The sequence below is a fragment of the Pseudomonas sp. MDT1-85 genome (genome assembly GCF_054898065.1).
Genome location: NZ_CM142715.1, coordinates 4,222,261 through 4,247,374 on the forward strand (window position 1 = coordinate 4,222,261; position 25,114 = coordinate 4,247,374).

Sequence of the window (25,114 nt, forward strand, 5' to 3'; positions counted from 1 at the left end):
TTTTCAAAAAAAACAAGCGCAAATAAAATGTTGAAACGCCTTAAAAGCAAAGGGGCCCGAAGGCCCCTTCTTTATTTCAGCAGTGTGACGCTTAGGCGTCCGGCGCTGCCTTGGCAGTCGGCTCACTGTTTTCGTAGATATACAGTGGCTTGGACTTACCTTCTATAACGCTTTCATCGATCACTACTTTACTCACCTCGGACTGCGAGGGGATCTCATACATAGTGTCGAGCAATACACCTTCGAGAATTGAACGCAGTCCACGGGCACCGGTTTTGCGTTCCAGGGCACGTTTGGCGACCGATTTCAGCGCGTCGGCCCGGAATTCCAGGTCCACGCCTTCCATCTCGAACAGCTTGGCATACTGCTTGGTCAGAGCATTTTTCGGCTCGGTGAGAATCTGCATCAACGCAGCCTCATCAAGCTCGTCCAGCGTGGCAAGTACCGGCAGACGACCGACGAATTCCGGGATCAGACCGAACTTGACCAAATCGTCAGGTTCGACTTCACGCAGGGACTCACCGACTTTCTTGCCTTCTTCCTTGCTGCGCACTTCTGCGTTGAAACCGATGCCGCCCTTGGTGGAACGGTTTTGAATAACCTTTTCCAGACCGGAGAACGCACCACCGCAGATGAACAGGATGTTACGGGTGTCGACCTGAAGGAATTCCTGCTGCGGATGCTTGCGACCACCCTGAGGCGGAACGGAAGCAACTGTACCTTCGATCAACTTGAGCAGGGCTTGCTGCACGCCTTCACCGGAAACGTCCCGGGTGATCGACGGGTTGTCAGACTTGCGTGAGATCTTGTCGATCTCATCGATGTAGACAATGCCCATCTGGGCTTTTTCTACATCGTAATCGCACTTCTGCAGCAGCTTCTGAATGATGTTCTCGACATCTTCACCGACATAACCCGCCTCGGTGAGGGTGGTTGCGTCGGCGATGGTGAACGGAACGTTCAGCAAGCGGGCCAGTGTTTCGGCAAGCAGGGTTTTACCCGAGCCTGTCGGGCCGATCAGCAAGATGTTGCTTTTGCCGAGTTCGACGTCGTCATTCTTTTTGTCACGCTGGTTCAAACGCTTGTAGTGGTTGTACACCGCTACGGCCAGAACCTTTTTCGCACGCTCCTGACCAATCACGTACTGATCAAGGATGCCGCTGATTTCTTTAGGCGAAGGCAATTTATGCGCGCTGCTTTCGGCCTGGGCTTCCTGCACCTCCTCACGGATGATGTCATTGCACAGGTCGACGCACTCGTCGCAGATAAAGACCGAGGGGCCGGCAATCAATTTGCGTACTTCATGCTGGCTTTTGCCACAGAAGGAGCAATAGAGCAGCTTGCCGTTGTCCTCGCCGTTGCGGGTGTCAGTCATTCGTTCGATCCAAATCCGATAGGCTTGCAACACAAGATGAAGGCTATTGCGGGCTTTTTCAAGCCCGCTGGTGATCGGACCGGCCGACCAACCTTATTTTGAGCTGCTTATTTTAAGCGGGGCGCTGATTGATCACTTCATCGATCAACCCGTATTCACGCGCAGCATCTGCACTCATGAAATTATCGCGGTTGGTATCGCGCTCGATTTCTTCAAGAGTGCGCCCGCTATGCTTGGCCATCAGCGTGTTGAGACGCTCACGAATGAAGAGGATTTCCTTGGCATGGATTTCGATATCCGAGGCCTGGCCCTGGAAACCGCCCAGGGGCTGGTGAATCATCACACGCGAGTTCGGCAGGCAGTAACGCTTGCCTTGGGCACCGGCCGTCAGTAGAAACGCGCCCATGCTGCACGCTTGACCGATACAGGTGGTCGACACGTTTGGCTTGATGAACTGCATGGTGTCATAGATCGACATGCCCGCCGTCACCGAACCGCCCGGCGAGTTGATATAGAGATGGATGTCCTTGTCCGGGTTTTCCGCTTCAAGGAACAGCAGTTGCGCACAGATCAGGTTGGCCATGTAGTCCTCTACCGGACCAACCAGAAAGATCACTCGCTCCTTGAGAAGGCGCGAGTAGATGTCATAGGCGCGTTCGCCACGAGCAGACTGCTCGACAACCATCGGGACCAGGCCGCCTGCGGCCTGGATATCAGAGTTCTGCTGAATATACGAATTACGGAACATGCTCTGCAGTCACTCCCAAATAGTTATGTCTTGAATACGCATAAGCCAGCACGAAGGCTGGCTTATGTGTGTACTTCTTATCGCAAAAACAATCAGTCGGCTTGTGGAGCTTCTACCGGCTTGACCGCTTCTTCGTAAGAGACCGATTTGTCGGTCACGCTAGCTTTCTGCAGAACAGTATCCACAACTTGTTCTTCCAGCACAACCGAACGGACTTCGTTCAGTTGCTGGTCGTTCTTGTAGTACCAGGACACAACCTGCTCAGGCTCCTGATAAGCCGAAGCCATTTCCTGAATCATCTCGCGAACGCGGGCTTCGTCAGGCTTGAGGTCAAATTGCTTGACCACTTCAGCCACGATCAGACCCAGCACAACGCGGCGCTTGGCTTGCTCTTCGAACAGCTCGGCCGGCAGTTGGTCAGGCTTGATGTTACCGCCGAACTGTTGAACAGCCTGCACGCGCAGACGGTCGACTTCATTGGACAGCAGAGCCTTTGGCACTTCGATCGGGTTGGTGGCCAGCAGACCATCCATAACCTGATTCTTGACCTTGGATTTGATCGCCTGACGCAGTTCACGCTCCATGTTCTTGCGAACTTCGGTGCGGAAGCCTTCCAGACCGGTTTCCTTGATGCCGAATTGAGCGAAGAATTCTTCGGTCAGTTCTGGCAGTTTAGGCTCGGAAACGGTGTTCACGGTCACGGCGAACTCAGCAGTTTTGCCTGCCAGGTCGAGGTTCTGATAGTCCTCAGGGAAGGTCAGGTTCAGAACGCGCTCTTCGCCGGCTTTAGCGCCAACCAGACCGTCTTCGAAACCAGGGATCATGCGGCCGGAACCCAGCACCAGCTGAGTGCCTTTGGCGGAACCGCCTGCGAACACTTCACCGTCGACTTTGCCGACGAAATCGATGCTCAGTTGGTCTTCGTTCTGAGCAGCGCGATCGGCGACTTCGAAGCGGGTGTTCTGCTTGCGCAGGACTTCCAGCATCTTGTCCAGATCGGCATCAGCCACGTCAGCGCTCAGGCGCTCAACAGTGATACCTTCGAAACCGGCAACGTTGAACTCCGGGAACACTTCGAAGATTGCGACGTATTCCAGATCTTTGCCAGCTTCCATCGATTTAGGCTCGATCGAAGGAGCGCCAGCCGGGTTCAGCTTCTGCTCGACAACAGCTTCGTAGAAGGAAGACTGGATCACATCGCCCACGGCTTCTTGACGTGCATCAGCACCGAAACGGCGCTTGATTTCACTCATAGGCACTTTGCCTGGACGGAAGCCAGCGATCTTGGCCTTTTGGGCGGTCTGCTGCAGACGCTTGTTGACCTGAGTCTCGATGCGCTCAGCCGGCACGGTGATGCTCATGCGGCGCTCAAGAGCAGAAGTATTTTCAACAGAAACTTGCATGGATATTCCTCGTTGCACAGACGTTAGCCGGCCGTTTCCGACCCCAGAATCAAGGGCATGCATTCTAGTGGGTCAAACTCAAGAAGTCACCCTACTGAAAACGGGTAAAAAAGCAGCAGGCAATTTATAGGTGCGAATGCACGAATGCACCTCGCCCCGATGGCAATTACAGCCAGTCACGCCAGGGCTCTGCGCCAACCCTTCTATATATAGAAGAGACTGCCAACAATCTCCCTGACAGCCGATCTTGCGAGCAAGGCCGGCGGGCAGCGTGGCATCATCGAGAAACATAAATACGACGAAACGCCCCGCCGCTGCGACCCAGAACCTGCGGCCGCTGAAACAAAAAAGGCGCCAGACTGTTAAATCTGGCGCCTTTCGAAATATGGGGTGGACGATGGGGATCGAACCCACGACAACGGGAGTCACAATCCCGTGCTCTACCAACTGAGCTACGCCCACCATATTGCGTTACAAAGAATGAACAACTTCTTTGTTGAGCCCCAATCATGCCACCGGCATGAGCGAAGCTTTATTTGGTGCGGATGAAGAGACTCGAACTCTTACGCCTCGCGGCGCTGGAACCTAAATCCAGTGTGTCTACCAATTCCACCACATCCGCGGATTGAAGCTGTTAAAGCAAAGGCGCCAGACTGTTAATCTGGCGCCTTTCGAAATATGGGGTGGACGATGGGGATCGAACCCACGACAACGGGAGTCACAATCCCGTGCTCTACCAACTGAGCTACGCCCACCATATCGCGTTACTTGTGCCAAAGCTGCCTAATGGCGCACCCGGCAGGACTCGAACCTGCGACCATCCGCTTAGAAGGCGGATGCTCTATCCAGCTGAGCTACGGGCGCCTTGTTAGCTGTAACCTTGAAGGACTACAAACTAAGTGCTTTTCAGTCTTGCAAAACTTTGATTCTGCTCGACCTTCTCAACCAGTGCTAGGCTGTGCCCGACAAGTGCGACGAATAGTATAGAGCCCCCCAGAGGGCGTCAAATCCTTTTTAAAAAAAATTCATTTAATTAAAGGGGTTAGAGGAATTTGCAGACCAAGCGCCTTTGCCCTCACCTCATGACATGCGAGAATGCGCTCTCTTTTTTTCCCCTCTCGATGGTTAATCACGCGCAATGACTGCACAACTAATCGACGGCAAATCGATCGCCGCCAGCCTGCGCCAGCAGATCGCCAAACGAGTCGCCCAGCGTCGCCAGCAAGGCCTGCGCACGCCCGGCCTCGCGGTGATCCTGGTCGGCAGCGATCCTGCCTCTCAGGTTTATGTCTCGCACAAGCGTAAAGACTGTGAAGAGGTCGGCTTCCTTTCCCAAGCCTATGACCTGCCTGCCGAAACCACTCAAGAAGCACTGACCGACCTGATCGATCGCCTGAACGACGACTCGGCGATTGACGGCGTTCTGCTTCAGCTGCCTTTACCTGAACACCTGGACGCCTCCAAATTGCTGGAGCGCATTCGTCCTGACAAGGACGTCGACGGCTTCCACCCTTATAACGTCGGCCGACTGGCCCAGCGCATTCCGCTGCTGCGTCCGTGCACACCTAAAGGCATCATGACGCTGCTGGAAAGCACCGGTGCCGATCTATACGGGATGGACGCGGTCATTGTCGGGGCTTCCAACATTGTTGGCCGTCCGATGGCGATGGAACTGTTGCTGGCCGGTTGCACCGTGACCGTTACCCACCGCTTCACCAAAGATCTGGCGGGCCATGTCGGTCGCGCCGACCTTGTGGTGGTTGCCGCCGGCAAGCCGGGCCTGGTCAAAGGTGAGTGGATCAAGGAAGGCGCGATCGTGATCGACGTCGGTATCAATCGCCAGCAAGATGGCAAGCTGGTCGGTGACGTGATCTACGAAACCGCCCTGCCCCGCGCCGGCTGGATCACGCCGGTACCGGGTGGCGTTGGCCCGATGACCCGCGCCTGCCTGCTGGAAAACACGCTGTACGCCGCGGAAACACTGCACGGCTGAGTTCATGCCCGCTTGCAGCGCCGCATTAAAGAACCCCGCTATCGCGGGGTTCTTTTTGCCTGCAGAAAAAGCTCGACCATCCGCCGGAAAAGCCTGTTTCCAAGCACTTTCCGCTGAACATCGAACAACCATCGACAGTTCTTCAGCCATACTCCTAAAATGCGTCGCTTTTTAAAGAAACAGCCCGTTACAGAACGGCATATCCACCCTTTATGAGTCCGCCAGCGTGAAAATCCGTCTTTCAATCCTGAGCCTATTTTTTGCATTTACAGGGACTTTCACCGCGCCAACGATCAACGCCGCAGAAACCACTGCCGCACCCCGAGACATTTCACAACTGAAGATCGCTTCCGGCAGTGTCTTGCTGATGGATATGCAAACCAACAAAGTGATCTATGCCAGCAACCCTGACGTCGTAGTGCCAATCGCGTCCGTCAGCAAACTGATGACCGGCCTGGTGGTGGTAGAAGCCCGGCAGAACATGGACGAATACCTTTCCATCAACATCAGCGACACTCCGGAAATGAAAGGCGTGTTTTCCCGGGTCAAACTCAAAAGTGAATTGCCGCGCCGAGAGATGCTGCTGATTGCCCTGATGTCGTCGGAAAACCGTGCCGCTGCGAGTCTGGCCCATCACTATCCGGGCGGCTATGTCGCGTTCATTGCCGCCATGAACGCCAAAGCCAAAGCGCTGGGAATGACCAGCACCCATTTTGTCGAACCGACCGGCCTCTCCCCTCGCAATGTGTCCACCGCCCGCGATCTGAGTAAACTGCTGATCGCCGCACACAAGTACCCGCTATTGACTCAGCTGAGCACCACCAAGGAAAAAACCGTCAGATTCCGTAAACCCAACTACAGCCTGGGTTTCCGCAACACCGACCATTTGGTCAACAAGCCAAACTGGGACATCAAGCTGACCAAAACCGGCTTTACCAACGCGGCCGGTCACTGCCTGGTGCTGGTCACCCACATGGGTAATCGTCCGATGGCGCTGGTGATTCTGGATGCCTTTGGCAAATACACGCACTTTGCCGATGCCAGCCGTATTCGCAGCTGGGTCGAAACCGGCAAGAGCGCCAACGTGCCGTCCGTTGCCCTGCAGTACAAGTCCGACAAGAATCTCAAGCATCGCCAGAGCGGCGTGGTTGAAGCATCGAAATAAGGTCGAAACGCCTTCAAACGGCCCGTAAACAAAAGCCCCGAATATTCGGGGCTTTTTTGTCCGCAATTAATCGTTGGGCAATGGCATCTGATCGTCATCTGGAATGCCATCACCGGCACTTGGGTCTTTCCAACCCTGCGGATGCTTTGTCGGCACTACTGTCGGCCTGGCCAACGGGTCCCGTAACGGGCTGTCCGGATCCATCACCGGATCCAGATCCCCTTCGGGGGTTGTTGGAACACTGTCTGGAGGATCTGGACGTTTGTCGTCGAAGCTCGAATCGGTAGACATATGCACCTCTGACTAGGGCTTGGGTTTCAGATCGCCAAGTGGATCGTAAGGCTTCGCGGGAGCCTTCTTGCCCGCCTCACCCGGTTTTACATCCCTGGGCGCCTTGGCGGGCCCGATGGGATCGACCTGAGGATCGGCGAGGTCCGGAGAATCGGGGTCGAACCCCAACTCATTATCGGACGAATGCTCGGATGAGTGCGGGCCAGTGGGGGTATTGGAATGAGCCATGGGCGCCTCCTGGTCACGACCCGGCAAGTCATCCGGGCCCTTTACATCAGAGGCCAATACCCCTGAGTGGTGCCCTACAGATGACGAACGGAAACTACTGCGCGCTCAACGCTTTTTTCGCCCGGGCTGCCGCCTGTTCCTGACCTGCCTGGGCAAGATCGCTCGCCGCTTTCAACCAGCGCGGCTGATCGACGTTGGCCGGAATCTGGTCCGGCTTCTGAATCAATACGGCCCAGCCACCGGCATTCTCGAACGCCGATTCAAAGGCGCTGAACCCCATCAGCAACCGACGATCCATCCCGGCGCGCAGCAGCACGGTCTGCTTCTGACGGTTGTAACCGGCGAGAATGGCGTATCGAGGCTCTGCCCAGAACGCTGAGCCTTCAGTGAAGCGCACCATTACCGGATAACCGGCAGCAACCTGGGCCAGCAGCGCCGGCAAATGGCTGTCGAGAGGGTAGACCACCATCCCGTACTCACGCGCGAGGTTCTGCATGTTCTGCTGCAAGCGGTCTTCGGCACCCGGCAAATGCAGAGGTTTGTCGAGCAACCCCGGGGTGATCACGATGCCCTGCCGGGACAACAGGCTGGCCAGCACTTGGGGTCCGCTTTGATAACTTTGCCCTCGGTAAAACGTACCGCTGAGTTCGACGCGCTCTGGCAGACGTTTGATCTCAGGCGCCACGCTCCCCGCACAACCCGCCAGGCCGGCGATGCAGCCAACGATCAGCACCAAAGATCGAATTCGAGAAAATACCCGCACCATCATCACTCTCTTGTTCAGACGCCAGGTATCCGCACTCCCGGCTTGGCCGTCGATCATAGGATGCCGCGCGGCAGCGGTATAGCCTTTACCGGCAGTTGATTGCATTCGATAGAGCGAACTGGTTGGTGACAGGCGACCTTTGGTCAATAGCCTGAAATACAGCAGCGGCTAAACTGACATTTACCAAGGAAGAGTGTGTGCCCGATGCAGGGCAAAGAGGAGGCACTGATGAGCCTGACAATGACCATTGTAATGTTGATATCCGGCTGGCTGGCCGTGGCCGCCGCCATGCTGTGGGGCGTTTTGCGTATCACCCGCCGGCACCATCACCACCCGGTTCAATCGGCACCTGTGGCGAAAACCGATCAGCCGACTGCACGCCCCGCTACCGCGCACTGACTGGACATGCAGGAGCCAGGCTTGCCGGCGAAGGCACCCTCAAGAACGCCTTCGCCGGCAAGTCGGGTCGCCGCACCGCTGGCGCCTACGAAAAGCGGTTCATCGGCCGCCTGGACTCTTTCGAGTTCAGGCGGCCGTTTCATTTAACGAAGGTCAAGCTTCAGCAGCGATGCGCTTCTGCCTGGACCGACGCGACAGCATGTTCAAGCCTTCGATCGTGGCCGAGAACGCCATGGCCGCGTAGATGTAGCCTTTCGGTACATGGGCGCCAAAACCTTCGGCGATCAGCGTCATGCCGATCATGATCAGGAAGCCCAGCGCCAGCATCACCACCGTCGGGTTGTCGTTGATGAACTTGGCCAGAGGGTCAGCCGCCAGCAACATCACCAGTACCGACACCACCACCGCAATGATCATGATCGGCAAATGCTCGGTCATGCCGACAGCGGTAATGATGCTGTCGATGGAGAACACCATGTCCAGCAGCAAGATCTGACCGATCGCAGCGGCAAAGCCCAGGGTCACGGTCGAGGTAGCAGACAGCGGATCATCCGGCGCCGGGTCCATGCTGTGATGGATTTCGGTGGTCGCCTTCCACAACAGGAACAGGCCACCGGCAATCAGGATCATGTCCTTCCAGGAGAACGCCTGGCCGAGAATCTCGATCACAGGTTCCGTCAGCTGGACGATGAATGCGATGGTGCTCAACAGGCCCAGGCGCAGGATCAACGCCATGCCGATACCGATGCGCCGCGCCTTCTGGCGATGCTGTTCGGGCAGCTTGTTGGTGAGGATCGAGATGAAGATCAGGTTATCGATGCCGAGCACGATTTCCATCACCACCAGCGTGGCCAGGGCGACCCACGCGGTGGGGCTTGCAGCAAGTTCTAAAAGGTATTCCATGGGTCAGTCCTGACTCGTTGTAGACGGTTTAGATTTCCTGGGACGAAGATTCGGTTTTGTCCGTTTCTTTGGCCGATTGTTCTTTCTTGCTGATCAGGCCGCCAGTGGCATCGCTCAACGCTTGCTCGGCAGCTTTGTGGGTATCGTCAATCGCCTGTTTGGCGGTTTCGGTAGCCTTGCCCATCAATTGTTGAGCGCTTTTCTCGGCCTGGTCGCAACCGGCCAACACCAGTAAAGACGTTATCAGCAGCGCCGTGGTTTTAAGCTTCATGATGCATTCCTCGATAGAACAGACAGAACCGAAAGGCGATCCGTCGATAGCGAGGCATTCTAAGGAAGCAAACACTTCAGGGAAATTCGTATTTTTAGCGGTTATACTTCGGCTACAACGAATCCAGACATCGTATTTGTGTGTGTGTGTGTGTGTGCCTGTAGGAGCTGTCGAGTGAAACGAGGCTGCGATCTTTTGATCTTGCTCTTAAAAAATAACATCAAAAGATCGCAGCCTCGTTTCACTCGACAGCTCCTACAAGTCCTACAACAGCTCCTACGGATGATGTGAACAAGGGGATTTCACCAACATGTTGAATTATCGGCAGCTGCATTACTTCTGGGTGGTGGCCAAGACCGGGAGCATCGTGCGCGCCTGTGAGCAATTGAACCTGACGCCACAGACCATCAGCGGGCAGATTTCCCTGCTCGAGCAAACCTATGGCATCGAGTTGTTTCGCCGTGTCGGCCGGCAGCTGGAACTCACCGAAGCCGGGCGCCAGACCCTGCCCTACGCCGAGCAGATGTTTCAACTCGGTGGCGAACTGGAGTTGATGCTCAGGGCGCAGCCCAATGAGCAACAGATTCTGTTTCGGGTGGGCGTCGCCGATGTGGTGCCCAAATCCATCGTCTATCGCCTGATCGCGCCGACCATGGAGTTGAGCGAGCCGCTGCGTATCACCTGTCGCGAGGACAAACTGGAACGCTTGCTTGCCGATCTGGCGATTCAACGCCTTGATCTGGTGATTTCCGACAGCCCGATGCCCTCGAATCTGGACATCAAGGGCTACAGCCAGAAACTCGGGGAATGCGGCATCAGCTTCTTCGCCACCTTTGAGCTGGCGGCGCGATATGGCCAGGACTTCCCCCGCAGCCTGCATGGCGCCCCGCTACTGATTCCCGGACCGGAAACCGTGGTACGCAGTCGCTTGCAACGCTGGTTTGCCGAACAGCAGATCCAGCCGCGGATTGTCGGCGAATTCGACGACAGTGCCTTGATGCAGGCCTTCGGCCAATCCGGCAGCGGGATATTCATCGGCCCGAGCGTGATTGCCGACGAAGTGAAACGCCAATATGGCGTGGAGGTGATTGGCCAGACCGACGCGGTGCGCGAGTCGTTCTACGCCATCTCGGTGGAACGCAAGGTCAAGCACCCCGGCATTGTCGCCATTACCGAAGGTGCCCGACGCGAGTTGTTCGTCGAGATGTGAGGCGTCAGGCGCAGATTTCGCGAGGCTTGAAGGTCATCAGCGCCATCGCCAACAGGATCGAGACAAGGATAAAACCGGCCGCCGCGAAACCCAGGCCGCCCAGGCCAACACTGTCGATCACTCGTCCACCGACCATCGCGCCCAGACCGATTCCGAGGTTCGCCCCGGCGATGTTCAGCGATGCAGCAAAGGCCGGAGCCTCAGGTGCGGCCTTCATCAGGCGCACGTGGCTGACCAGGAACAGCGCGGCCTGAGTCAGGCCCCAAATCCCCATCGCTGCCGCCAAACCGAGGGGTGAATGAATGTTCGGCACCAGCGCCACCATCCCGGCGATCATGAAGGCACAGAACGTCACTGAAGCGATCAGCGGATGCCGATCCACCGCGCGACCGCCCAACGAATTGCCGATCAAGCCGACCGCACCGAAGCCCATCAGGCACCAACCGACCACCGTGCCGTTGAAACCGGCCAGCCGCTCAAGAATGTCCGCCAGGTAGGTGTAAGCGGTGAACATGCCGCTAAACACCAGGATCGATAACAGCACATGCCCCAGCATCAAAGGGCTGCGCAGGATTTTGAACTGCGAACGGAAGCTCACTTGATGTTGGTGCAGGTTGGTTCTCGGCAGGTAGATAAACAGTAGCAACGCCTTGGCAAACGCGATCACCGCCAGAATGCCAAAGGCACTGCGCCAGCCGAACGCATCGGAGATCAGCGTACCTACCGGAATGCCGAACACCGTGGCGCAGACAATGCCGAAACCGATCTTGGCGATGGCCCGCCCGGCGTAGTCCGGCCCGACGATGTCCACTGCGGTCTCACTGGCCAGCGCCCAGAACACCGGCAACCCCAGCGCCGGAATCAATCGGGCAATGGCCATCACCCCGATGTTCGGCGCCAGTGCAGCCAGCGTGTTGGCCAGGCCGAACATGATCAGCACGCTGATGAACAGTTTGCGCCGTTCAAACCTGGCGAAGTACGCGGTCAGGAACGGCCCGAAAGCGGCCACGGTAAAGGCGAACAGGGTCACCAGCAAACCCGCTTGAGGGATGCTGACGTCCAGATCACGGGCGATTGACGGCAACAGGCCGACGATGATGAATTCCGTGGTCAGCACCGTAAAACCGGCGGCGGACAACAGAAGAATGGGCAACAGCATGCAGAACTCCAGAGAAACGACGACACCAGCGACAGCCCGAAGGCTCACTGGCAGAACTTGAAAATGAGGATGGCGAAGCTTAACAGAGTGTTTCCAGACGAGGTTGCACGAACCTGCAAATCGCGTTGAACAATCGGGTGGCAGATCGTCACAGGTCTGAAGGATCACGGCTACGCTGTGATAAAGTCCGCGGCCTGCGGTACTTATACTTTGCTCATCGGCCTCATCGGCATTGATGTAGCGACCCTTCGGTTCCCTCCATGTGGCCTGCCCGGCTTTTTGCTGCATGAGCAGAACCCTGCACCCTAATAAAATCAGAGATGCCGTTATGACCGCTTCATCCCCTTCTCTCTTGCAACGCCTGAAACGCAGCAGCCTGGTCACGCAAATCATCATCGGCCTGATCGCCGGGATTGCCTTGGCGTTGTTCGCGCCTGAGCTGGCCAAGTCCACCGCCTTCATTGGCAAAGTGTTCGTGTCGGCGCTCAAGGCTGTCGCGCCGATTTTGGTGTTCGTGCTGGTCATGGCCTCGATTGCCAACCACAAACACGGCCAGGAAACCCATATCCGGCCGATTCTGTTTCTGTATTTGCTGGGTACTTTCGGTGCGGCCGTGGTGGCGGTGATCGCCAGTACGCTGTTTCCGTCGAGCCTGGTGCTGGCTACCCAGGATGTGGCCGTAACCGCACCGGGCGGCATCAGCGAAGTGCTGCAAAGTCTGCTGCTCAGCGTGGTCGACAACCCGGTCAGCGCGCTGATGAACGCTAACTTCATTGGCATTCTGGCGTGGGCAATCGGCATGGGTGTTGCGATTCGCCATGCCGGCGAGACGACGCGCGAAGTACTGGGCGATCTGTCCAATGGCGTGACCTTGATCGTGCGTCTGGTGATTCGCTTTGCGCCGCTGGGGATTTTCGGCCTAGTGGCCTCGACCCTCGCCACCTCCGGTTTCGGTGCCTTGATCGGTTACATGCATCTGCTGGCCGTGTTGCTGGGCTGCATGCTGTTCGTGGCGCTGGTGATGAACCCGGCCATTGTGTTCTGGAAGCTGCGTCGCAACCCGTACCCGCTGGTACTCACCTGCCTGCGCGAGAGCGGCATCACTGCGTTTTTCACTCGCAGTTCGGCGGCGAACATTCCAGTCAACCTGGAATTGAGCAAGCGCCTGGGCCTGCACGAAGATACCTATTCGGTGTCGATCCCGCTCGGCGCCACCATCAACATGGCCGGCGCCGCGATCACCATCACCGTGCTGACCCTGGCCGCCGTGCACACCCTGGGCATCGCCGTGGATATTCCAACGGCCATCCTGCTCAGCATCGTCGCGGCGATCTGTGCCTGTGGCGCTTCGGGCGTGGCCGGCGGTTCGTTGTTGCTGATTCCGCTGGCGTGCAGCCTGTTCGGCATCCCAAGCGAAATCGCCATGCAGGTGGTGGCAGTCGGCTTCATCATCGGTGTGTTGCAGGACTCGGCGGAAACCGCGCTGAACTCCTCCACCGACGTGCTGTTCACCGCGGCCGCGTGCCAGGGTGAGGAACAGAAGACGCAGAAAGCCGGGAAAGCCCAGCGTCTGGCATAAAAAGATCAAAAGATCAAAAGATCGCAGCCTTCGGCAGCTCCTACAGGGTATACGCCGATCCAATGTAGGAGCTGCCGAAGGTTCGGGCCGCGATCGGACGATCTTTTAGCGATAGCCGCAGCAACACCTGTAAAAAAAAGCCCGCCCAGGCTTACACCTTGGCGGGCTTTTTTTATTTCTGGACTAGATAGGGGCGGTTTAGAACGCGCCCATGTAATCGCGCTTGCCCACTTCCACGCCGTTGTGACGCAGCAATGCGTAAGCAGTGGTCACGTGGAAGAAAAACTGCGGCAAGCCGTAGCTCAGCAGGTAAGCCTGGCCAGTGAAGCGCTTCTCTTTAGGCGTGCCTGGACGGGTAACGATCTCGATGCCTTCCTTGCCGTCGATCTGCTCGGGTTTGATCTCGCCGATGAACGCCAGGACCTTGGCGATCAACGCTTGCAGTTCAGCGAAGGTGGTTTCGGTATCGTCATATTTCGGCAGTTCGACTTCAGCCAGACGCGCCGAAACGCCTTTGGCGAAATCAACGGCGATCTGCACCTGACGCACCAGCGGGAACATGTCCGGGTACAGACGGGCTTGCAGGAACGCGTTCGGGTCAATGTTTTTCGCGGTAGCGTGGGCTTCGGCCTTGTTCAGGTTGTTGCTCAGGGCGTTGAGCATTTGCTGGAAAACCGGAACGGAGGCGGCGTACAGGGAAATAGTCATGATGGTCTCGTGTGGTGACAGGAGTAAAAACGTGGAGCGATTATAGCCATGCCTGACTTCCCTGCGGCTTGTCTTTTATCCTGCAAGGATTAGGCTAGGCGGCTTCGACTGCATGCTTCGACTGCCTAGGGAAAAGCGCGATGAGCACTGAGCAAGAAACGACCTCCGACGAACCGCGGCTCAACAGCACGGAAATCCGCATTCTGGGCTCGTTGATCGAGAAACAGGCCACCAGCCCGGAAACCTATCCGCTGACGCTCAATGCGCTGGTGATTGCCTGCAACCAGAAAACCAGCCGCGAACCGGTAATGAACCTCAGCCAAGGCCAGGTTGGCCAGAGCTTGCGCGTCCTGGAAGGTCGCGGTTTTACCAGACTGGTGATGGGCAGCCGTGCCGACCGCTGGGAACATCGGGTCGACAAGGCGCTGGAACTGGTGCCGGCCCAGGTGATTCTGACCGGGCTGTTGTTCCTGCGCGGCCCGCAGACGGTCAACGAACTGCTGACCCGCAGCGGCCGCATGCATGACTTCGAAGATGCCGAACAGGTGGTGCACCAGCTGGAACGTTTGATCGCCAGAGGTCTGGCGCTGTTGATCCCGCGTCAGGTCGGCCAGCGTGAAGACCGTTATATGCATGCGCTGGGCGATCCGGCGGATATCGAAGCGATCCTGGCTGCCCGGCAGAATCCGGCGGAGCGTGGCGCCAGTGGCGGTGTGTCGGTTGAGCGAATCGAAGAGCTTGAAGCGCGGATTGCGGCGCTGGAAGAGCGACTGGCACGCCTCGAATAACTGCCGCGATCCCCGTAGGAGCTGCCGAAGGCTGCGATCTTTTGATCTTGATCTAGCGGCAAAAGATCAAAAGATCGCAGCCTTCGGCAGCTCCTACAGGGGGCAGCCTCGCAGGCTCGGCAGCTGCTACAAGATGCGTTTCGCCTGAATAGCTACTCGCCGTCCCAATAATCCACACCATCGGCCTGCCTGGCGACGGCGACGAAGCCCGAAGCATTGCCCTCGGCATCGACCTTGAAGTCGTCCATCACCACGTATTTGCCGGAATCCGGGTATTCGCAAATGTCCGGCGATTGCTGGCTGCTGACCGCCAGATAGCGCAATTCGCCGTTGCTGGTGTTGATGATCTGATGCGCGGCTTCAGGACCGCCCGCCGGGCAGGCAATCACGTCACCGGCGCGGATCGCAAAGCGTTCGGCGCCAAGGCGAACCTCCCCTTCCCCAGCCACGATGTAGAACATCTCTTCATTGACCCGATGGTTATGAAAAGGACTGCCGCGCATGCCCGGCTCCAGGGCATACAACCGATAACCCAGCTTTTGCGCGCCCAGTTGCTGGCCGATGCGGGCAAAGCGTTGTTGATAGCGGCCGGCAGCGTCTCCGGTGGGAGCAAACTCTTCGGGCAGCGGTAAAAGTTCGGCCTGATCCAGGTTGAGAATGGCGGGATGCATGAAAACCTCGGTCACGGTGGCTGGAGAGCAAGTCTGCGCTTGCTGGTGGCCAGTATAGGCGGGGGATGTTCGTGGGCAAGTGAAGTGGGGATTGGCAGAGACCGAGTCGCGGCAATCGCGAGCAGGCTCGCTCCCACAGGTTCAGCGCTGACCTTGTGGGAGCGAGCTTGCCCTAATGTCAGTCAGTTAAGCCGTAATGCGAGTGCGTCGCGGCTGAAATTGCTTAACTAACTGGCATTCTGGCTTGCCCGCGATAGAGGGGTCGGTACATTCAAAAAAATCGGAACGATCAGCCCCGGGCAAACGCCACGGCTTTCTGGAATTGCTCCTCGGTCGGCCGCACGCCGGTGTACAGCACGAACTGTTCCAGCGCCTGGATCGCAATCACTTCCAGCCCGGTGATCACCCGTTTGCCTTCGGCACGACCGCGCACGATCAACGGTGTTTCCGAGGGGATCGCCACCACATCGAAGACAGTTTCAGCGGCAGCAATAGCGTTAGGCTCGAACGCCAGTTGATCGGCTTCCAGCCCGCCGGACATGCCGACGGGTGTGACGTTGATCAGCATCTGCGGGCGTTGAGCGCCCAACTGCGCCTGCCAGTGATAACCCAACGATTCAGCCAAAGCACGCCCGGCTCGCTCATTGCGGGCCACGATCACGCCGTTTTTGTAACCGCCATCGCGCAAGGCACTGGCCACAGCCTTGGCCATGCCGCCACTGCCGCGCAGGGCAAAGGTTGAGTCCTTGGGAACATGACGGGTTTCAAGCAACTGGGCGATGGCGATGTAATCGGTGTTGTAGGCCTTGAGGTGACCGTTGGTGTTGACGATAGTGTTGATCGATTGAATAGCCTCAGCCGATGCATCCAGCTCATCGACCAAAGCAATACAGGCTTCCTTGAATGGCATCGACACGCCGCAACCCCGAATGCCCAAGGCGCGGATGCCACCAACAGCGCCCGGCAAGTCCTGGCTGCTGAAGGCTTTGTAATAGAAATTCAGGCCCAGTTGTTCGTACAGATGATTATGAAACCGCAGGCCGAAGTTGCCGGGGCGCCCCGAGAGTGACATGCACAGCTGAGTGTCTCTGTTGGGGTTCATCTGCATTGGAATCTCCTTCAAATAGCACTTTCGGATGGACGGGATTAGCCATCTCACCGGATTCTGATCGATCATAAAGGCCTGTCTGCACGCGGCACACAGCCGTAAAGAAGCCGGTACAGACCTTACACAAAATTTACCCAACGGCTGTGCTGATTTTAAAAAAATGCTGTCTTAGAAGTATCCCCGCGACAACTTGTGTCTATTGCAGACGCGAGCGCCGGGTCGAAGAACCGAGGACTTATCATGATCCGTAAAATCCCCACAGTAGCCTTGCTGATCGGTGCTCTCGCTATCGCAGGGCAGGCACAAGCAGGTGGTCGTGGCTGGGAAGGTCCGGCTGTGTTTGGTGCGATCGTCGGCTCGGCAATCATCGGCTCAGCAATTATCGGTCGTGACCGGCCAATTTATGTGGAGCAACCGGTTTACATTCAGCCACAACCGGTATACGTGCAGCCACCGCCTGTTTATTACCAACCGGCGCCGGTCTACGTTCAACAACCGATGTACTACCGCCCGGCACCGATCTATTACGGTCCGCCACGCGGGTATGGTCCACCACGCGGCTATTACGGCCCTCCCCATGGTTATTATCGTGGCGACCGCTGGTAACACGCTCATCAGGCCCCGCTTTTACAGCGGGGCCTTTTTTGTGACCACTGGCTGGACGAAGTCTGAATAAATCTCGTCAAGGTCGCTGTCGGGACAGTACCGGCAGGCAAAGTTGGTCATATTTATGTCATGTCCGGTCCGCAAGCTTGGATCTGTCCGTAAACAACAGGTTGATAAAAACAAGGACGACCTCATGCCCACACAAAACCCGCATCGCATTGTCGGCTTGTGCACTTCCGGCAAGGTGTACAACGCACTGACCGAACTCAAACACCTGGAAGGTCATCGCAGCGCAAAATTTCTCTCGCTGCTGGCAGAAAACCTGGTGCGCAAAGGCCTGCTCAATGAGCAGGAAGTCGTGCATATGCTCGATCAAGTGGTGGATTGACCGTAGGACTCATTGGCATCAATGACGACTATCGAAAGCGTTGATTGTCCGTTCAAGCGTCCGATCCGTAAGGTGGCCTCCATAGATTAATGGAGGTACTTATGACTCAAGTCCAGATCATGTCTGTTATCGGCAGCGCCGTTCCCGCACCGCTCAGAGCGCGGGGATTGCTAGCCTGTTGGTATCTTATGCAGGACGGGGAACCGATCAGCGGCCCGCTCACCTCGCTTCCCGCCGCCCAGGCCTTGTCGCAACGTATCGGCTCCGGCCAGTTCAGCGCTTAAGGCAGCTGAACCCGTGGATTGGAATCGATGTAAATGGCCCAGCTCGACACGAACAACGCGGCGATCAACGGCCCGATGACAAAACCGTTAATACCGAAAAGCGCCAGGCCGCCCAGGGTCGAGATAAGGATCAAGTAGTCGGGCATTTTGGTGTCCTTGCCCACCAGGATCGGTCGCAGGACGTTGTCCACCAGGCCGATCACGAACACCCCGAACAAAGTGAGCACCGTGGCCTGCCAGATCGCGCCGCTGAACAGGAAATACACCGCCACCGGCATCCAGACAATCCCCGCCCCCACCAACGGCAACAGCGACAGAAAAGCCATCAACACCGCCCAGAGCAGCACGCTCGGGATGTCCAGAAACCAGAAGATAAAACCGCCCAATGCCCCTTGCGTGATCGCCACCACCACATTGCCCTTCACCGTGGCCCGCACCACGCGATTGAACTTGAGTTGCAAGCGACGCTTTTGGTTATCTTCCAGCGGTATCGCCGCGCGCACTTTGCGCGCCAGTTCGGACCCGTCCCGCAGGAAGAAAAACAGTAGGTACAGCATGACGAAAAAGCCCACCACGAATTCGAAGGTACCCTGACCAAAACTGAATGCCTTGGTCGCGACCATCTGGCTGCCTTGCATCGTGCTCTTGATGATTTTCTCCCGAAGCCCGCTCAGCTCGCCCATGCCGAAACGATCGAGCAAGTACTGAACGTACGGCGGCAGGCTTTGCTTGAACTGCGACACATACCCGGCGATGTCCAGTTCACCGCTTTCGATCCTGTTGTATAGCGCCGCGCCTTCCTGAACCAGCAAGGTACTGATGGTGATCACCGGCAAAATCGCGATCAGCACACAGAGAATCAAGGTGCACAGGGCCGTCAGGTTGCGTGGCCAGCCGAACCTCAGCTGCAACTGATGCTGCAAGGGCGCAAACAGAATGCCGAGGATAACCGCCCAGAACACCGCGCCATAAAACGGCAGCAGAATCCAGATGAAGGCAATGCTTACAAGCGTCAGCAAGACCATCAGCGATCTGTTTTGCAGCTTCGTTTCGTTCATGTCCAATCCATGTCAGTGCACAGGGGCGCCAACGCGCGTCTTGATGTTTAGTCCGCCACGGTTCGCTCGAGTGCCATCCGTTTGTTATGAAGCATAGATCCAGATCAATAAACCCCGCGGACAAGCCGCTTACCCTTGCCGGCTTTTGCGATCGACACTGCCATGACCAGCGCCATGACGCTCACAACCCCGGAACTGCTCGCCCCTGCCGGCACCCTGAAAAACATGCGTTATGCCTTCGCCTATGGCGCCGACGCGGTATACGCCGGCCAGCCGCGCTACAGCCTGCGGGTGCGCAACAACGAATTCGATCACGCCAACCTCGCGCTCGGCATCGCCGAGGCCCAGGCTCAGGGTAAGCGCTTCTATGTGGTGGTGAACATCGCCCCGCACAATGCCAAACTCAAAACGTTCTTGAAGGACCTGGAACCGGTGATCGCCATGGCACCGGACGCGCTGATCATGTCCGACCCGGGCCTGATCATGCTGGTGCGCCGGCACTTCCCGCAGATGCCGATCCACTTGTCAGTGCAGGCCAATACGGTGAACTGGGCCAGCGTCGAGTTCTGGCAGCAACAGGGCTTGAGCCGGATCATCCTGTCCCGCGAACTGTCGCTGGAAGAGATCGAAGAAATCCGTCAGCACGTCCCGGCAATGGAGCTGGAGGTGTTCGTCCACGGGGCGCTGTGCATGGCCTATTCCGGGCGCTGTCTGTTATCGGGTTACATGAACAAGCGCGACGCCAATCAGGGCAGCTGCACCAATGCCTGTCGCTGGAAATACTCGGCGACGCCGGCCAGCGAAAATCAGCTCGGTGAAATCGTTCAGCAGTTCCGCCCCGAACCGACCCTGGGCATTGGCGCGCCGACCGATCAAGTGTTCCTGCTGCAAGAAGCCAATCGCCCTGACGAACTGATGCCGACGTTCGAGGATGAACACGGCACGTACATCATGAACGCCAAGGACCTGCGCGCCGTCCAGCACGTTGAGCGCCTGACGCAGATGGGCGTGCATTCATTGAAGATCGAAGGCCGGACCAAATCGCACTTCTATTGCGCGCGCACCACTCAGGTGTATCGCCGCGCGATCGATGATGCGGTGGCTGGCCGGGCGTTTGATCGCAGCTTGATGACCGATCTGGAATCCCTGGCCCAGCGTGGCTACACCGAAGGTTTTCTACGCCGGCATGTGCATGACGAATACCAGAACTACCAAAACGGCAGCTCGGTTTCAGAGCGCCAGCAGTTCGTGGGCGAGTTGACCGGCGAACGTCGGGATCAGCTAGCCGAGGTGCGGGTGAAGAATCGCTTTGGTTTGGGGGATCACTTGGAACTGATGACACCTAAGGGCAACTTCCATTTTGATTTACTTCAGCTGCAGAACGTCAAAGGCGAGGCTATTGAAGTCGCGCCCGGAGATGGGCACACGGTGTATTTGCCGATTCCGGATGCGGTGGATGTGCGCTTTGGGTTGTTGATGCGGGATGTGGGCGCGAGTTAAAAGCCGTCAAAAACAAGGCGCCAATTCTGTGACTGCTGCGTATCAAACACTGTCACCCAAGTGCGCAATAAATAAGCGAGGTAATAACACGGATGGATCTGCCAGTACCGAAGTAAATCATGGGTTGTACATTAATACGGCATCTCGACTCGCGTTCTTTGATCGCGAGGACAATGACAACTGCTTGTACCACGCCTGGAAAGACGGCGCGTTCCGACGCGCAACCAGGCTGGCTTTATGTCGCGTTCACGATCCAAGAGTAAACAGTGAACAGTGAACAAGCTGGGCACCGCATGGCTGGGACCGAATGCACATAGGATGTGCGACAGCCCCGGCATCGCGCCTACTTCACACTCAAAACGTTGGCAAAAACATTACCCAGGCCAAACTGCAGATTACTTCCACGAAAACGCCTTGCTGTACAGAAAAACAAATATAGCCTTCAGCGATCCAATAAGCATTTCAAAGGCCCTCTAAAACGGCCGCCGAATAACTCTCCACGTCCATCGCCAACCCGGCCTCTGCCAGCGCCTCCAGCAAGGCCGCTTGCGCCTCGAAGCGCAACCCGCGCTTAAGCGTCCGCGCTGCGTGCATTTGATCAAGTAACACATGGGTCACTTGATAAGGCGTGCTGATTTTCAGGCGCTGTAGCCAGACGGGAAGTTTCTTTTCGATTTTACGTTGCCTGGCATCCGCGACACCCGCTGCCTTATCCGAAAAAGTATTTTCTGAAACCGCCACTATCTCTCCAAACACATCAGTCAACTTCTTTAATATATAACCCAACATCAAATCATCATAGGCGATCAACACTCACACTCCATCGCTCCGAAAATCATTTCTCTCGACAAATACACCCATTACCGCCCATCACGTTACACCTTATTGAACAATCATTAGTGGACGCATTCTAACATCCCCACTTTCTACTAATACATAATGCTTTAATAACACACTAACAAGACTCGCTGACGTTTTATAACAATCATTGACACCCCAACGCAGACACCCTAGATTAATGGCACTCTGCCAACGCCCAAACAAGACAACGCATAAACTTTGTTAAGTTAATGGAATGCTGAGTTTCTGAGTTATTTCATTTCCTGGTACAACGCATGAAATATGTAGACGACATTACAAAACTCTTTACACGTTTTGGCGCCAATGCAGAGAGTTACCAGGAAATACAACCGAACTACAAAGATTTCAAAGACGACCCGGTTACGATGGCTGAGCCAGAACCGGCGGTGGCATTGCCTCCCCCAAACCCAGCGTTCCCTGTGTTTCTGCTGGATGAGCCACAGCCTTCTTTATTGATTGGCGCGGCGGTCGAGCCTGTGAAGAATGTTGTCCTCTCGCTACCTTCGCCCAAATCCCCTCCCCTGACCGAGCCACCTGCGAGTTCTGCTACGGGTGACCGTCAGCGATTGAGCGACCTGTTGCGTGAACTCAATCAGGTTCGTCGAGACGGTCTGCCAGAAACGACTCGCAAGCGGACCAAAGCCAAGGTCATTGCTATCGTTTCGGCGAATGGTGGGGTGGGTAAAAGCACCGTCGCGGCAGGCCTCGCAAAAACACTTCGGCGCCCTGGCGGGCGAACCATCGCGATTGATCTGGACCCTCAGAACGCGCTGTCCAGCCACTTGGGTATCACCAGGCAGGTTCCCGGGCTGCTACAGCTCAAAGAGCAGGACGTAGACTGGAGCGCTCATCGCCTGCCGGGCTTTAGCGACAGTGAGTGCCTGCCCTTCGGCACTGGCGAGATGAACGATCGCCGATTGCTCAGGCAGTTGATGCTTGAAGATTCTGACTGGTTGAATCAGCACCTTGCGTCAATGGACCTCAGCGAAAACGATACCGTGATCCTGGACACGCCTTCGGGTGCGACCGTCTATTCGCAACAGGCACTCGACGCCGCCGATCTGGTGCTGGTGATGACGGTGGCCGACGCGGCTTCCTACCTGGCACTGGACACTATGACCCAGTGGCTGGAAACCAGCCGGCGACGCGCGCAGCGGCACCGGTATGTGCTCAACCAACGGGATGACTCGCGTTCGTTCAGCAGGGACATGGGCGTGCTGTTTCTGCGGCGGCTCGGCGCTGACCTGATCGGGACGATTCGCCTCGATCACCAGTTCAACGAGTCGCTGGCCTATGGTCGGGACCTGCTGCAGTACGCACCTGAGAGCATTGGCTGTCAGGACATTCTTTCGCTGTCAGTCGCGGTCCATGCCCTGCTTTTCGCGGATGCTTCCAGCCAGCAGGGCACGCCATGACCGCCCAGCTGAATCAGCTACCTGCAAAGACGTGGTGGTTGCAGGGGCTACTGGATACTTTCCAGGCTCGCGTCAGTCGATGGCCCCTATGTTGGCGCCAAGGCCTGAAGATCTTAGCCGGGCTGATCGCAGCATCGTTGGTGCTGGGTATCCTCACTGCGCCGCTGAATCTGTATTCCCAAGCCGCGTTTGCCGCCGTCTGTTTTGCCGCCAGCCTGATCATCCGCAAGCAAGCCGGGCGTCTGGCGATTCTGACCCTGATCACCCTCTCGCTGATCGCTTCGTTGCGTTACATGTACTGGCGCCTGTCCGACACCCTGGACTTCGACAACTGGCAGGATGCCGTATTTGGCTACGGGCTGGTGCTGGCCGAACTGTATGCCTTGCTCGTCCTGGTGTTCGGCTATGTACAGACCGCCTGGCCGTTGCACCGCAAACCGCAGTTTCTGCAACAGCCGCCCGCAGAATGGCCGACGGTAGACGTCTTCATTCCTACCTATAACGAATCATTGGGTATCGTCAAACTGGTGGTGCTCGCGGCTCAGGCCATTGACTGGCCCGAGGGCAAACTGCGGGTGCACATGCTCGATGACGGACGCCGGGAGGAATTCAAGGTTTTCTGTCAGCAGATTGGTGTCAACTACATCACCCGCGACAACAATCAACATGCCAAGGCCGGCAACCTCAACGAGGCACTCAAAGTCACCGATGGAGAGTTCATTGCCATATTCGACGCCGACCATGTGCCCACCCGCTCCTTCCTGCAGATCACCATGGGCTGGTTTTTAAAGGACCCGAACCTGGCGTTGCTGCAAACGCCGCATTTTTTCTATTCACCCGATCCGTTCGAAAAAAACCTCGATACCTTTCGCTCGGTACCCAATGAAGGTGAGCTGTTCTACGGCCTGGTGCAGGACGGCAACGACCTGTGGAACGCGGCCTTCTTCTGTGGCTCCTGCGCGGTCATCCGGCGGACTCATTTGCTGGAAGTCGGCGGCATCGCCACCGAAACCGTGACGGAGGATGCGCACACGGCGCTCAAGCTCAATCGCCGTGGTTTCAATACCGCTTACCTCGCCGTTCCGCAAGCGGCGGGACTGGCCACCGAAAGCCTTTCCCGGCACATCAGCCAGCGCATTCGCTGGGCGCGGGGCATGGCGCAGATTTTTCGGACCGACAATCCGTTGTTTGGCAAAGGACTGAACCTGGGGCAGCGCATCTGCTACCTCAACGCCATGATGCACTTTTTCTACAGCTTGCCCCGTCTGGTGTTCTTGACCGCACCCTTGGCCTACCTGTTTTTCGACGCGCAAATTTTCCATGCCTCGGCGTTGATGGTCACGGTCTATGTACTGCCGCATATTTTCCATTCCAGCCTGACCACCTCCAGCATCCAGGGACGCTTCCGTCATTCCTTCTGGAACGAAGTGTATGAGTCGGTATTGGCCTGGTACATCATGCGACCGGTGCTGTTGGCCCTGATCAGCCCTTCGCTGGGCAAATTCAACGTGACCGACAAGGGCGGCACCATTGAAAAGGATTATTTCAACTGGAAGCTCGCGCGGCCTTATATCGTCCTGCTGACCTTGAACATGATCGGTCTGGCGATCGGCGTGGTGAAACTGATCGGGAGTGATTCTGCCGAGGCCACTACCCTGCTGATCAACCTGGCCTGGACCGTGTACAACATCGTCATCGTCAGCACCGCCGTGGCGGTGGCTACTGAGTCCTCTCAGGTGCGCAACGAACCCAGGGTGCCCGCGGATCTGCCCGTGCGCGTCTATCGCGAAGACGGCACCTGGTTCGATTGCATAACCCGGGACTTCTCACAAAACGGCGTGGGTCTGGCACTGCCACCGCAGGTTCAGCTCAGCGTCAATGAGAAGCTGCGACTGTGCATTCTGCGCACACCACCCTCAAGCCTCTTTCCCGCAAATACGGTCTTCAGCAACGACAACGTAGCGGGCGTGCAATTCGAGGGTTTGACCCTGCGCCAGCAAAGCGAGCTGGTGCGACTGACCTTTTCACGGGCCGACACCTGGGCCAACACGTGGGGTAACGGCCGCCTCGACGCGCCCATGTCGGCGTTGCGCGAGGTCAGCAGCATAGGCTTTCGCGCCATCCTGCGCTTGTTCGTTGCAACCCTAAAGGACAGCCAGGCACTGCTGCGCAGACGCCCGGACACTCCATCACCCATCGACTCCACCGCGGACACGCAACGATCTTGAAGCCTTCCA

General features: G+C 57.0%; 26 protein-coding genes and 4 tRNA genes. 12 read left to right on the plus strand and 18 right to left on the minus strand.

The features are described 5' to 3' along the window. Nucleotides 1–91 precede the first annotated feature (91 nt). The 7 genes from clpX to ACYZT2_RS19170 all read right to left on the minus strand — a co-directional run bounded on the left by clpX (nucleotide 92) and on the right by ACYZT2_RS19170 (nucleotide 4,390). Nucleotides 92–1,375, minus strand: coding sequence for an ATP-dependent Clp protease ATP-binding subunit ClpX (gene clpX / locus ACYZT2_RS19140; protein ID WP_007901798.1), 1,284 nt, complete (start codon nucleotides 1,373–1,375; stop codon nucleotides 92–94). A gap of 112 nt (nucleotides 1,376–1,487) precedes the next feature. After that, nucleotides 1,488–2,123: an ATP-dependent Clp endopeptidase proteolytic subunit ClpP gene (clpP, locus tag ACYZT2_RS19145; RefSeq protein ID WP_038982405.1), complete on the minus strand. Its 636-nt coding sequence runs from the start codon at nucleotides 2,121–2,123 to the stop codon at nucleotides 1,488–1,490. 92 nt (nucleotides 2,124–2,215) lie between these two features. Continuing rightward, on the minus strand, nucleotides 2,216–3,526 hold the full coding sequence (gene tig, locus ACYZT2_RS19150; protein ID WP_461966428.1) for a trigger factor: 1,311 nt from the start codon (nucleotides 3,524–3,526) through the stop codon (nucleotides 2,216–2,218). 386 nt (nucleotides 3,527–3,912) lie between these two features. After that, nucleotides 3,913–3,988, minus strand: a tRNA-His gene (locus ACYZT2_RS19155). 75 nt (nucleotides 3,989–4,063) lie between these two features. Next, nucleotides 4,064–4,148 (minus strand) — tRNA-Leu (locus ACYZT2_RS19160). 57 nt (nucleotides 4,149–4,205) lie between these two features. Then, nucleotides 4,206–4,281, minus strand: a tRNA-His gene (locus tag ACYZT2_RS19165). Nucleotides 4,282–4,313: 32 nt separating this feature from the next. Next, nucleotides 4,314–4,390: transfer RNA gene (locus ACYZT2_RS19170), tRNA-Arg, on the minus strand. A 274-nt stretch (nucleotides 4,391–4,664) separates the two neighbouring features. Between ACYZT2_RS19170 and folD the strand changes: the two genes are divergently transcribed. Next, nucleotides 4,665–5,519 (plus strand): bifunctional methylenetetrahydrofolate dehydrogenase/methenyltetrahydrofolate cyclohydrolase FolD, encoded by an 855-nt coding sequence (gene folD / locus ACYZT2_RS19175; protein ID WP_461966430.1) that lies wholly within the window; start codon nucleotides 4,665–4,667, stop codon nucleotides 5,517–5,519. 226 nt (nucleotides 5,520–5,745) lie between these two features. Continuing rightward, entirely contained in the window at nucleotides 5,746–6,684 is a 939-nt protein-coding gene (gene pbpG, locus ACYZT2_RS19180) for a D-alanyl-D-alanine endopeptidase (RefSeq protein WP_461966432.1), read from the plus strand. 66 nt (nucleotides 6,685–6,750) lie between these two features. Here pbpG and ACYZT2_RS19185 read toward each other — a convergent pair whose 3' ends face one another. From ACYZT2_RS19185 to ACYZT2_RS19195, 3 genes are all read right to left on the minus strand, one after another. Next, nucleotides 6,751–6,975, minus strand: a complete 225-nt coding sequence (locus tag ACYZT2_RS19185) for a hypothetical protein (protein ID WP_253544799.1) — start codon at nucleotides 6,973–6,975, stop codon at nucleotides 6,751–6,753. Between the two features lie 12 nt (nucleotides 6,976–6,987). Next, the gene (locus tag ACYZT2_RS19190) at nucleotides 6,988–7,203 is read right to left on the minus strand and encodes a DUF6021 family protein (protein WP_461966435.1); all 216 of its coding nucleotides are present in this window, start codon (nucleotides 7,201–7,203) and stop codon (nucleotides 6,988–6,990) included. 94 nt (nucleotides 7,204–7,297) lie between these two features. After that, a complete protein-coding gene (locus ACYZT2_RS19195; RefSeq protein ID WP_461966437.1) occupies nucleotides 7,298–8,026 on the minus strand; it encodes a cysteine peptidase family C39 domain-containing protein in 729 nt (242 codons plus the stop codon). 171 nt (nucleotides 8,027–8,197) lie between these two features. Here ACYZT2_RS19195 and ACYZT2_RS19200 point away from each other — a divergent pair, with 171 nt between their 5' ends. Further along, the gene (locus ACYZT2_RS19200; RefSeq protein WP_177409362.1) at nucleotides 8,198–8,368 is read left to right on the plus strand and encodes a hypothetical protein; all 171 of its coding nucleotides are present in this window, start codon (nucleotides 8,198–8,200) and stop codon (nucleotides 8,366–8,368) included. Nucleotides 8,369–8,521: 153 nt separating this feature from the next. Here ACYZT2_RS19200 and ACYZT2_RS19205 read toward each other — a convergent pair whose 3' ends face one another. Further along, complete coding sequence (locus ACYZT2_RS19205; RefSeq protein ID WP_461966439.1) at nucleotides 8,522–9,271, minus strand: TerC family protein; 750 nt, start codon at nucleotides 9,269–9,271, stop codon at nucleotides 8,522–8,524. Between the two features lie 28 nt (nucleotides 9,272–9,299). Continuing rightward, the gene (locus tag ACYZT2_RS19210; RefSeq protein ID WP_461966441.1) at nucleotides 9,300–9,542 is read right to left on the minus strand and encodes a hypothetical protein; all 243 of its coding nucleotides are present in this window, start codon (nucleotides 9,540–9,542) and stop codon (nucleotides 9,300–9,302) included. 310 nt (nucleotides 9,543–9,852) lie between these two features. Here ACYZT2_RS19210 and nhaR point away from each other — a divergent pair, with 310 nt between their 5' ends. Beyond that, nucleotides 9,853–10,752, plus strand: coding sequence for a transcriptional activator NhaR (nhaR, locus tag ACYZT2_RS19215; RefSeq protein ID WP_461966443.1), 900 nt, complete (start codon nucleotides 9,853–9,855; stop codon nucleotides 10,750–10,752). 4 nt (nucleotides 10,753–10,756) lie between these two features. Here the strand turns inward: nhaR and ACYZT2_RS19220 are convergent, their stop codons facing one another. Then, nucleotides 10,757–11,911: an MFS transporter gene (locus ACYZT2_RS19220; protein ID WP_461966445.1), complete on the minus strand. Its 1,155-nt coding sequence runs from the start codon at nucleotides 11,909–11,911 to the stop codon at nucleotides 10,757–10,759. 328 nt (nucleotides 11,912–12,239) lie between these two features. On the opposite strand from ACYZT2_RS19220, the gene sstT reads away from it, so the two are divergent. Beyond that, entirely contained in the window at nucleotides 12,240–13,490 is a 1,251-nt protein-coding gene (sstT, locus tag ACYZT2_RS19225) for a serine/threonine transporter SstT (RefSeq protein ID WP_461966447.1), read from the plus strand. A gap of 198 nt (nucleotides 13,491–13,688) precedes the next feature. Here the strand turns inward: sstT and ACYZT2_RS19230 are convergent, their stop codons facing one another. After that, entirely contained in the window at nucleotides 13,689–14,198 is a 510-nt protein-coding gene (locus tag ACYZT2_RS19230; RefSeq protein ID WP_461966449.1) for a DUF1993 domain-containing protein, read from the minus strand. A 140-nt stretch (nucleotides 14,199–14,338) separates the two neighbouring features. On the opposite strand from ACYZT2_RS19230, the gene ACYZT2_RS19235 reads away from it, so the two are divergent. Then, nucleotides 14,339–14,986, plus strand: a complete 648-nt coding sequence (locus ACYZT2_RS19235) for a YceH family protein (RefSeq protein ID WP_461966451.1) — start codon at nucleotides 14,339–14,341, stop codon at nucleotides 14,984–14,986. Nucleotides 14,987–15,138: 152 nt separating this feature from the next. Here the strand turns inward: ACYZT2_RS19235 and ACYZT2_RS19240 are convergent, their stop codons facing one another. Beyond that, complete coding sequence (locus tag ACYZT2_RS19240) at nucleotides 15,139–15,657, minus strand: cupin domain-containing protein (protein ID WP_461966453.1); 519 nt, start codon at nucleotides 15,655–15,657, stop codon at nucleotides 15,139–15,141. Nucleotides 15,658–15,946: 289 nt separating this feature from the next. Then, a complete protein-coding gene (locus tag ACYZT2_RS19245; RefSeq protein ID WP_461966455.1) occupies nucleotides 15,947–16,765 on the minus strand; it encodes a shikimate 5-dehydrogenase in 819 nt (272 codons plus the stop codon). Between the two features lie 240 nt (nucleotides 16,766–17,005). Here ACYZT2_RS19245 and ACYZT2_RS19250 point away from each other — a divergent pair, with 240 nt between their 5' ends. From ACYZT2_RS19250 to ACYZT2_RS19260, 3 genes are all read left to right on the plus strand, one after another. Beyond that, entirely contained in the window at nucleotides 17,006–17,371 is a 366-nt protein-coding gene (locus ACYZT2_RS19250) for a hypothetical protein (protein ID WP_461966457.1), read from the plus strand. 193 nt (nucleotides 17,372–17,564) lie between these two features. Next, nucleotides 17,565–17,759 carry a hypothetical protein gene (locus tag ACYZT2_RS19255; RefSeq protein ID WP_030131554.1) on the plus strand — a complete coding sequence of 65 codons (195 nt, stop codon included), beginning with the start codon at nucleotides 17,565–17,567 and terminating at the stop codon, nucleotides 17,757–17,759. Between the two features lie 101 nt (nucleotides 17,760–17,860). Then, nucleotides 17,861–18,043 (plus strand): hypothetical protein, encoded by a 183-nt coding sequence (locus ACYZT2_RS19260; protein ID WP_461966460.1) that lies wholly within the window; start codon nucleotides 17,861–17,863, stop codon nucleotides 18,041–18,043. Here the strand turns inward: ACYZT2_RS19260 and ACYZT2_RS19265 are convergent. Next, entirely contained in the window at nucleotides 18,040–19,101 is a 1,062-nt protein-coding gene (locus tag ACYZT2_RS19265) for an AI-2E family transporter (RefSeq protein WP_461966462.1), read from the minus strand. The genes ACYZT2_RS19260 and ACYZT2_RS19265 overlap by 4 nt on opposite strands. A 174-nt stretch (nucleotides 19,102–19,275) precedes the next feature. Here ACYZT2_RS19265 and trhP point away from each other — a divergent pair, with 174 nt between their 5' ends. After that, the gene (trhP, locus tag ACYZT2_RS19270) at nucleotides 19,276–20,601 is read left to right on the plus strand and encodes a prephenate-dependent tRNA uridine(34) hydroxylase TrhP (RefSeq protein ID WP_461966464.1); all 1,326 of its coding nucleotides are present in this window, start codon (nucleotides 19,276–19,278) and stop codon (nucleotides 20,599–20,601) included. Between the two features lie 462 nt (nucleotides 20,602–21,063). On the opposite strand, the gene ACYZT2_RS19275 is transcribed toward trhP, so the two are convergent. Further along, the gene (locus tag ACYZT2_RS19275) at nucleotides 21,064–21,414 is read right to left on the minus strand and encodes a hypothetical protein (protein WP_461966466.1); all 351 of its coding nucleotides are present in this window, start codon (nucleotides 21,412–21,414) and stop codon (nucleotides 21,064–21,066) included. Nucleotides 21,415–21,716: 302 nt separating this feature from the next. On the opposite strand from ACYZT2_RS19275, the gene bcsQ reads away from it, so the two are divergent. Then, complete coding sequence (gene bcsQ / locus ACYZT2_RS19280; protein ID WP_461966468.1) at nucleotides 21,717–22,877, plus strand: cellulose biosynthesis protein BcsQ; 1,161 nt, start codon at nucleotides 21,717–21,719, stop codon at nucleotides 22,875–22,877. Next, nucleotides 22,874–25,105, plus strand: coding sequence for a UDP-forming cellulose synthase catalytic subunit (bcsA, locus tag ACYZT2_RS19285; protein WP_461966470.1), 2,232 nt, complete (start codon nucleotides 22,874–22,876; stop codon nucleotides 25,103–25,105). The genes bcsQ and bcsA overlap by 4 nt, the downstream gene beginning before the upstream one ends. Nucleotides 25,106–25,114 lie beyond the last annotated feature (9 nt).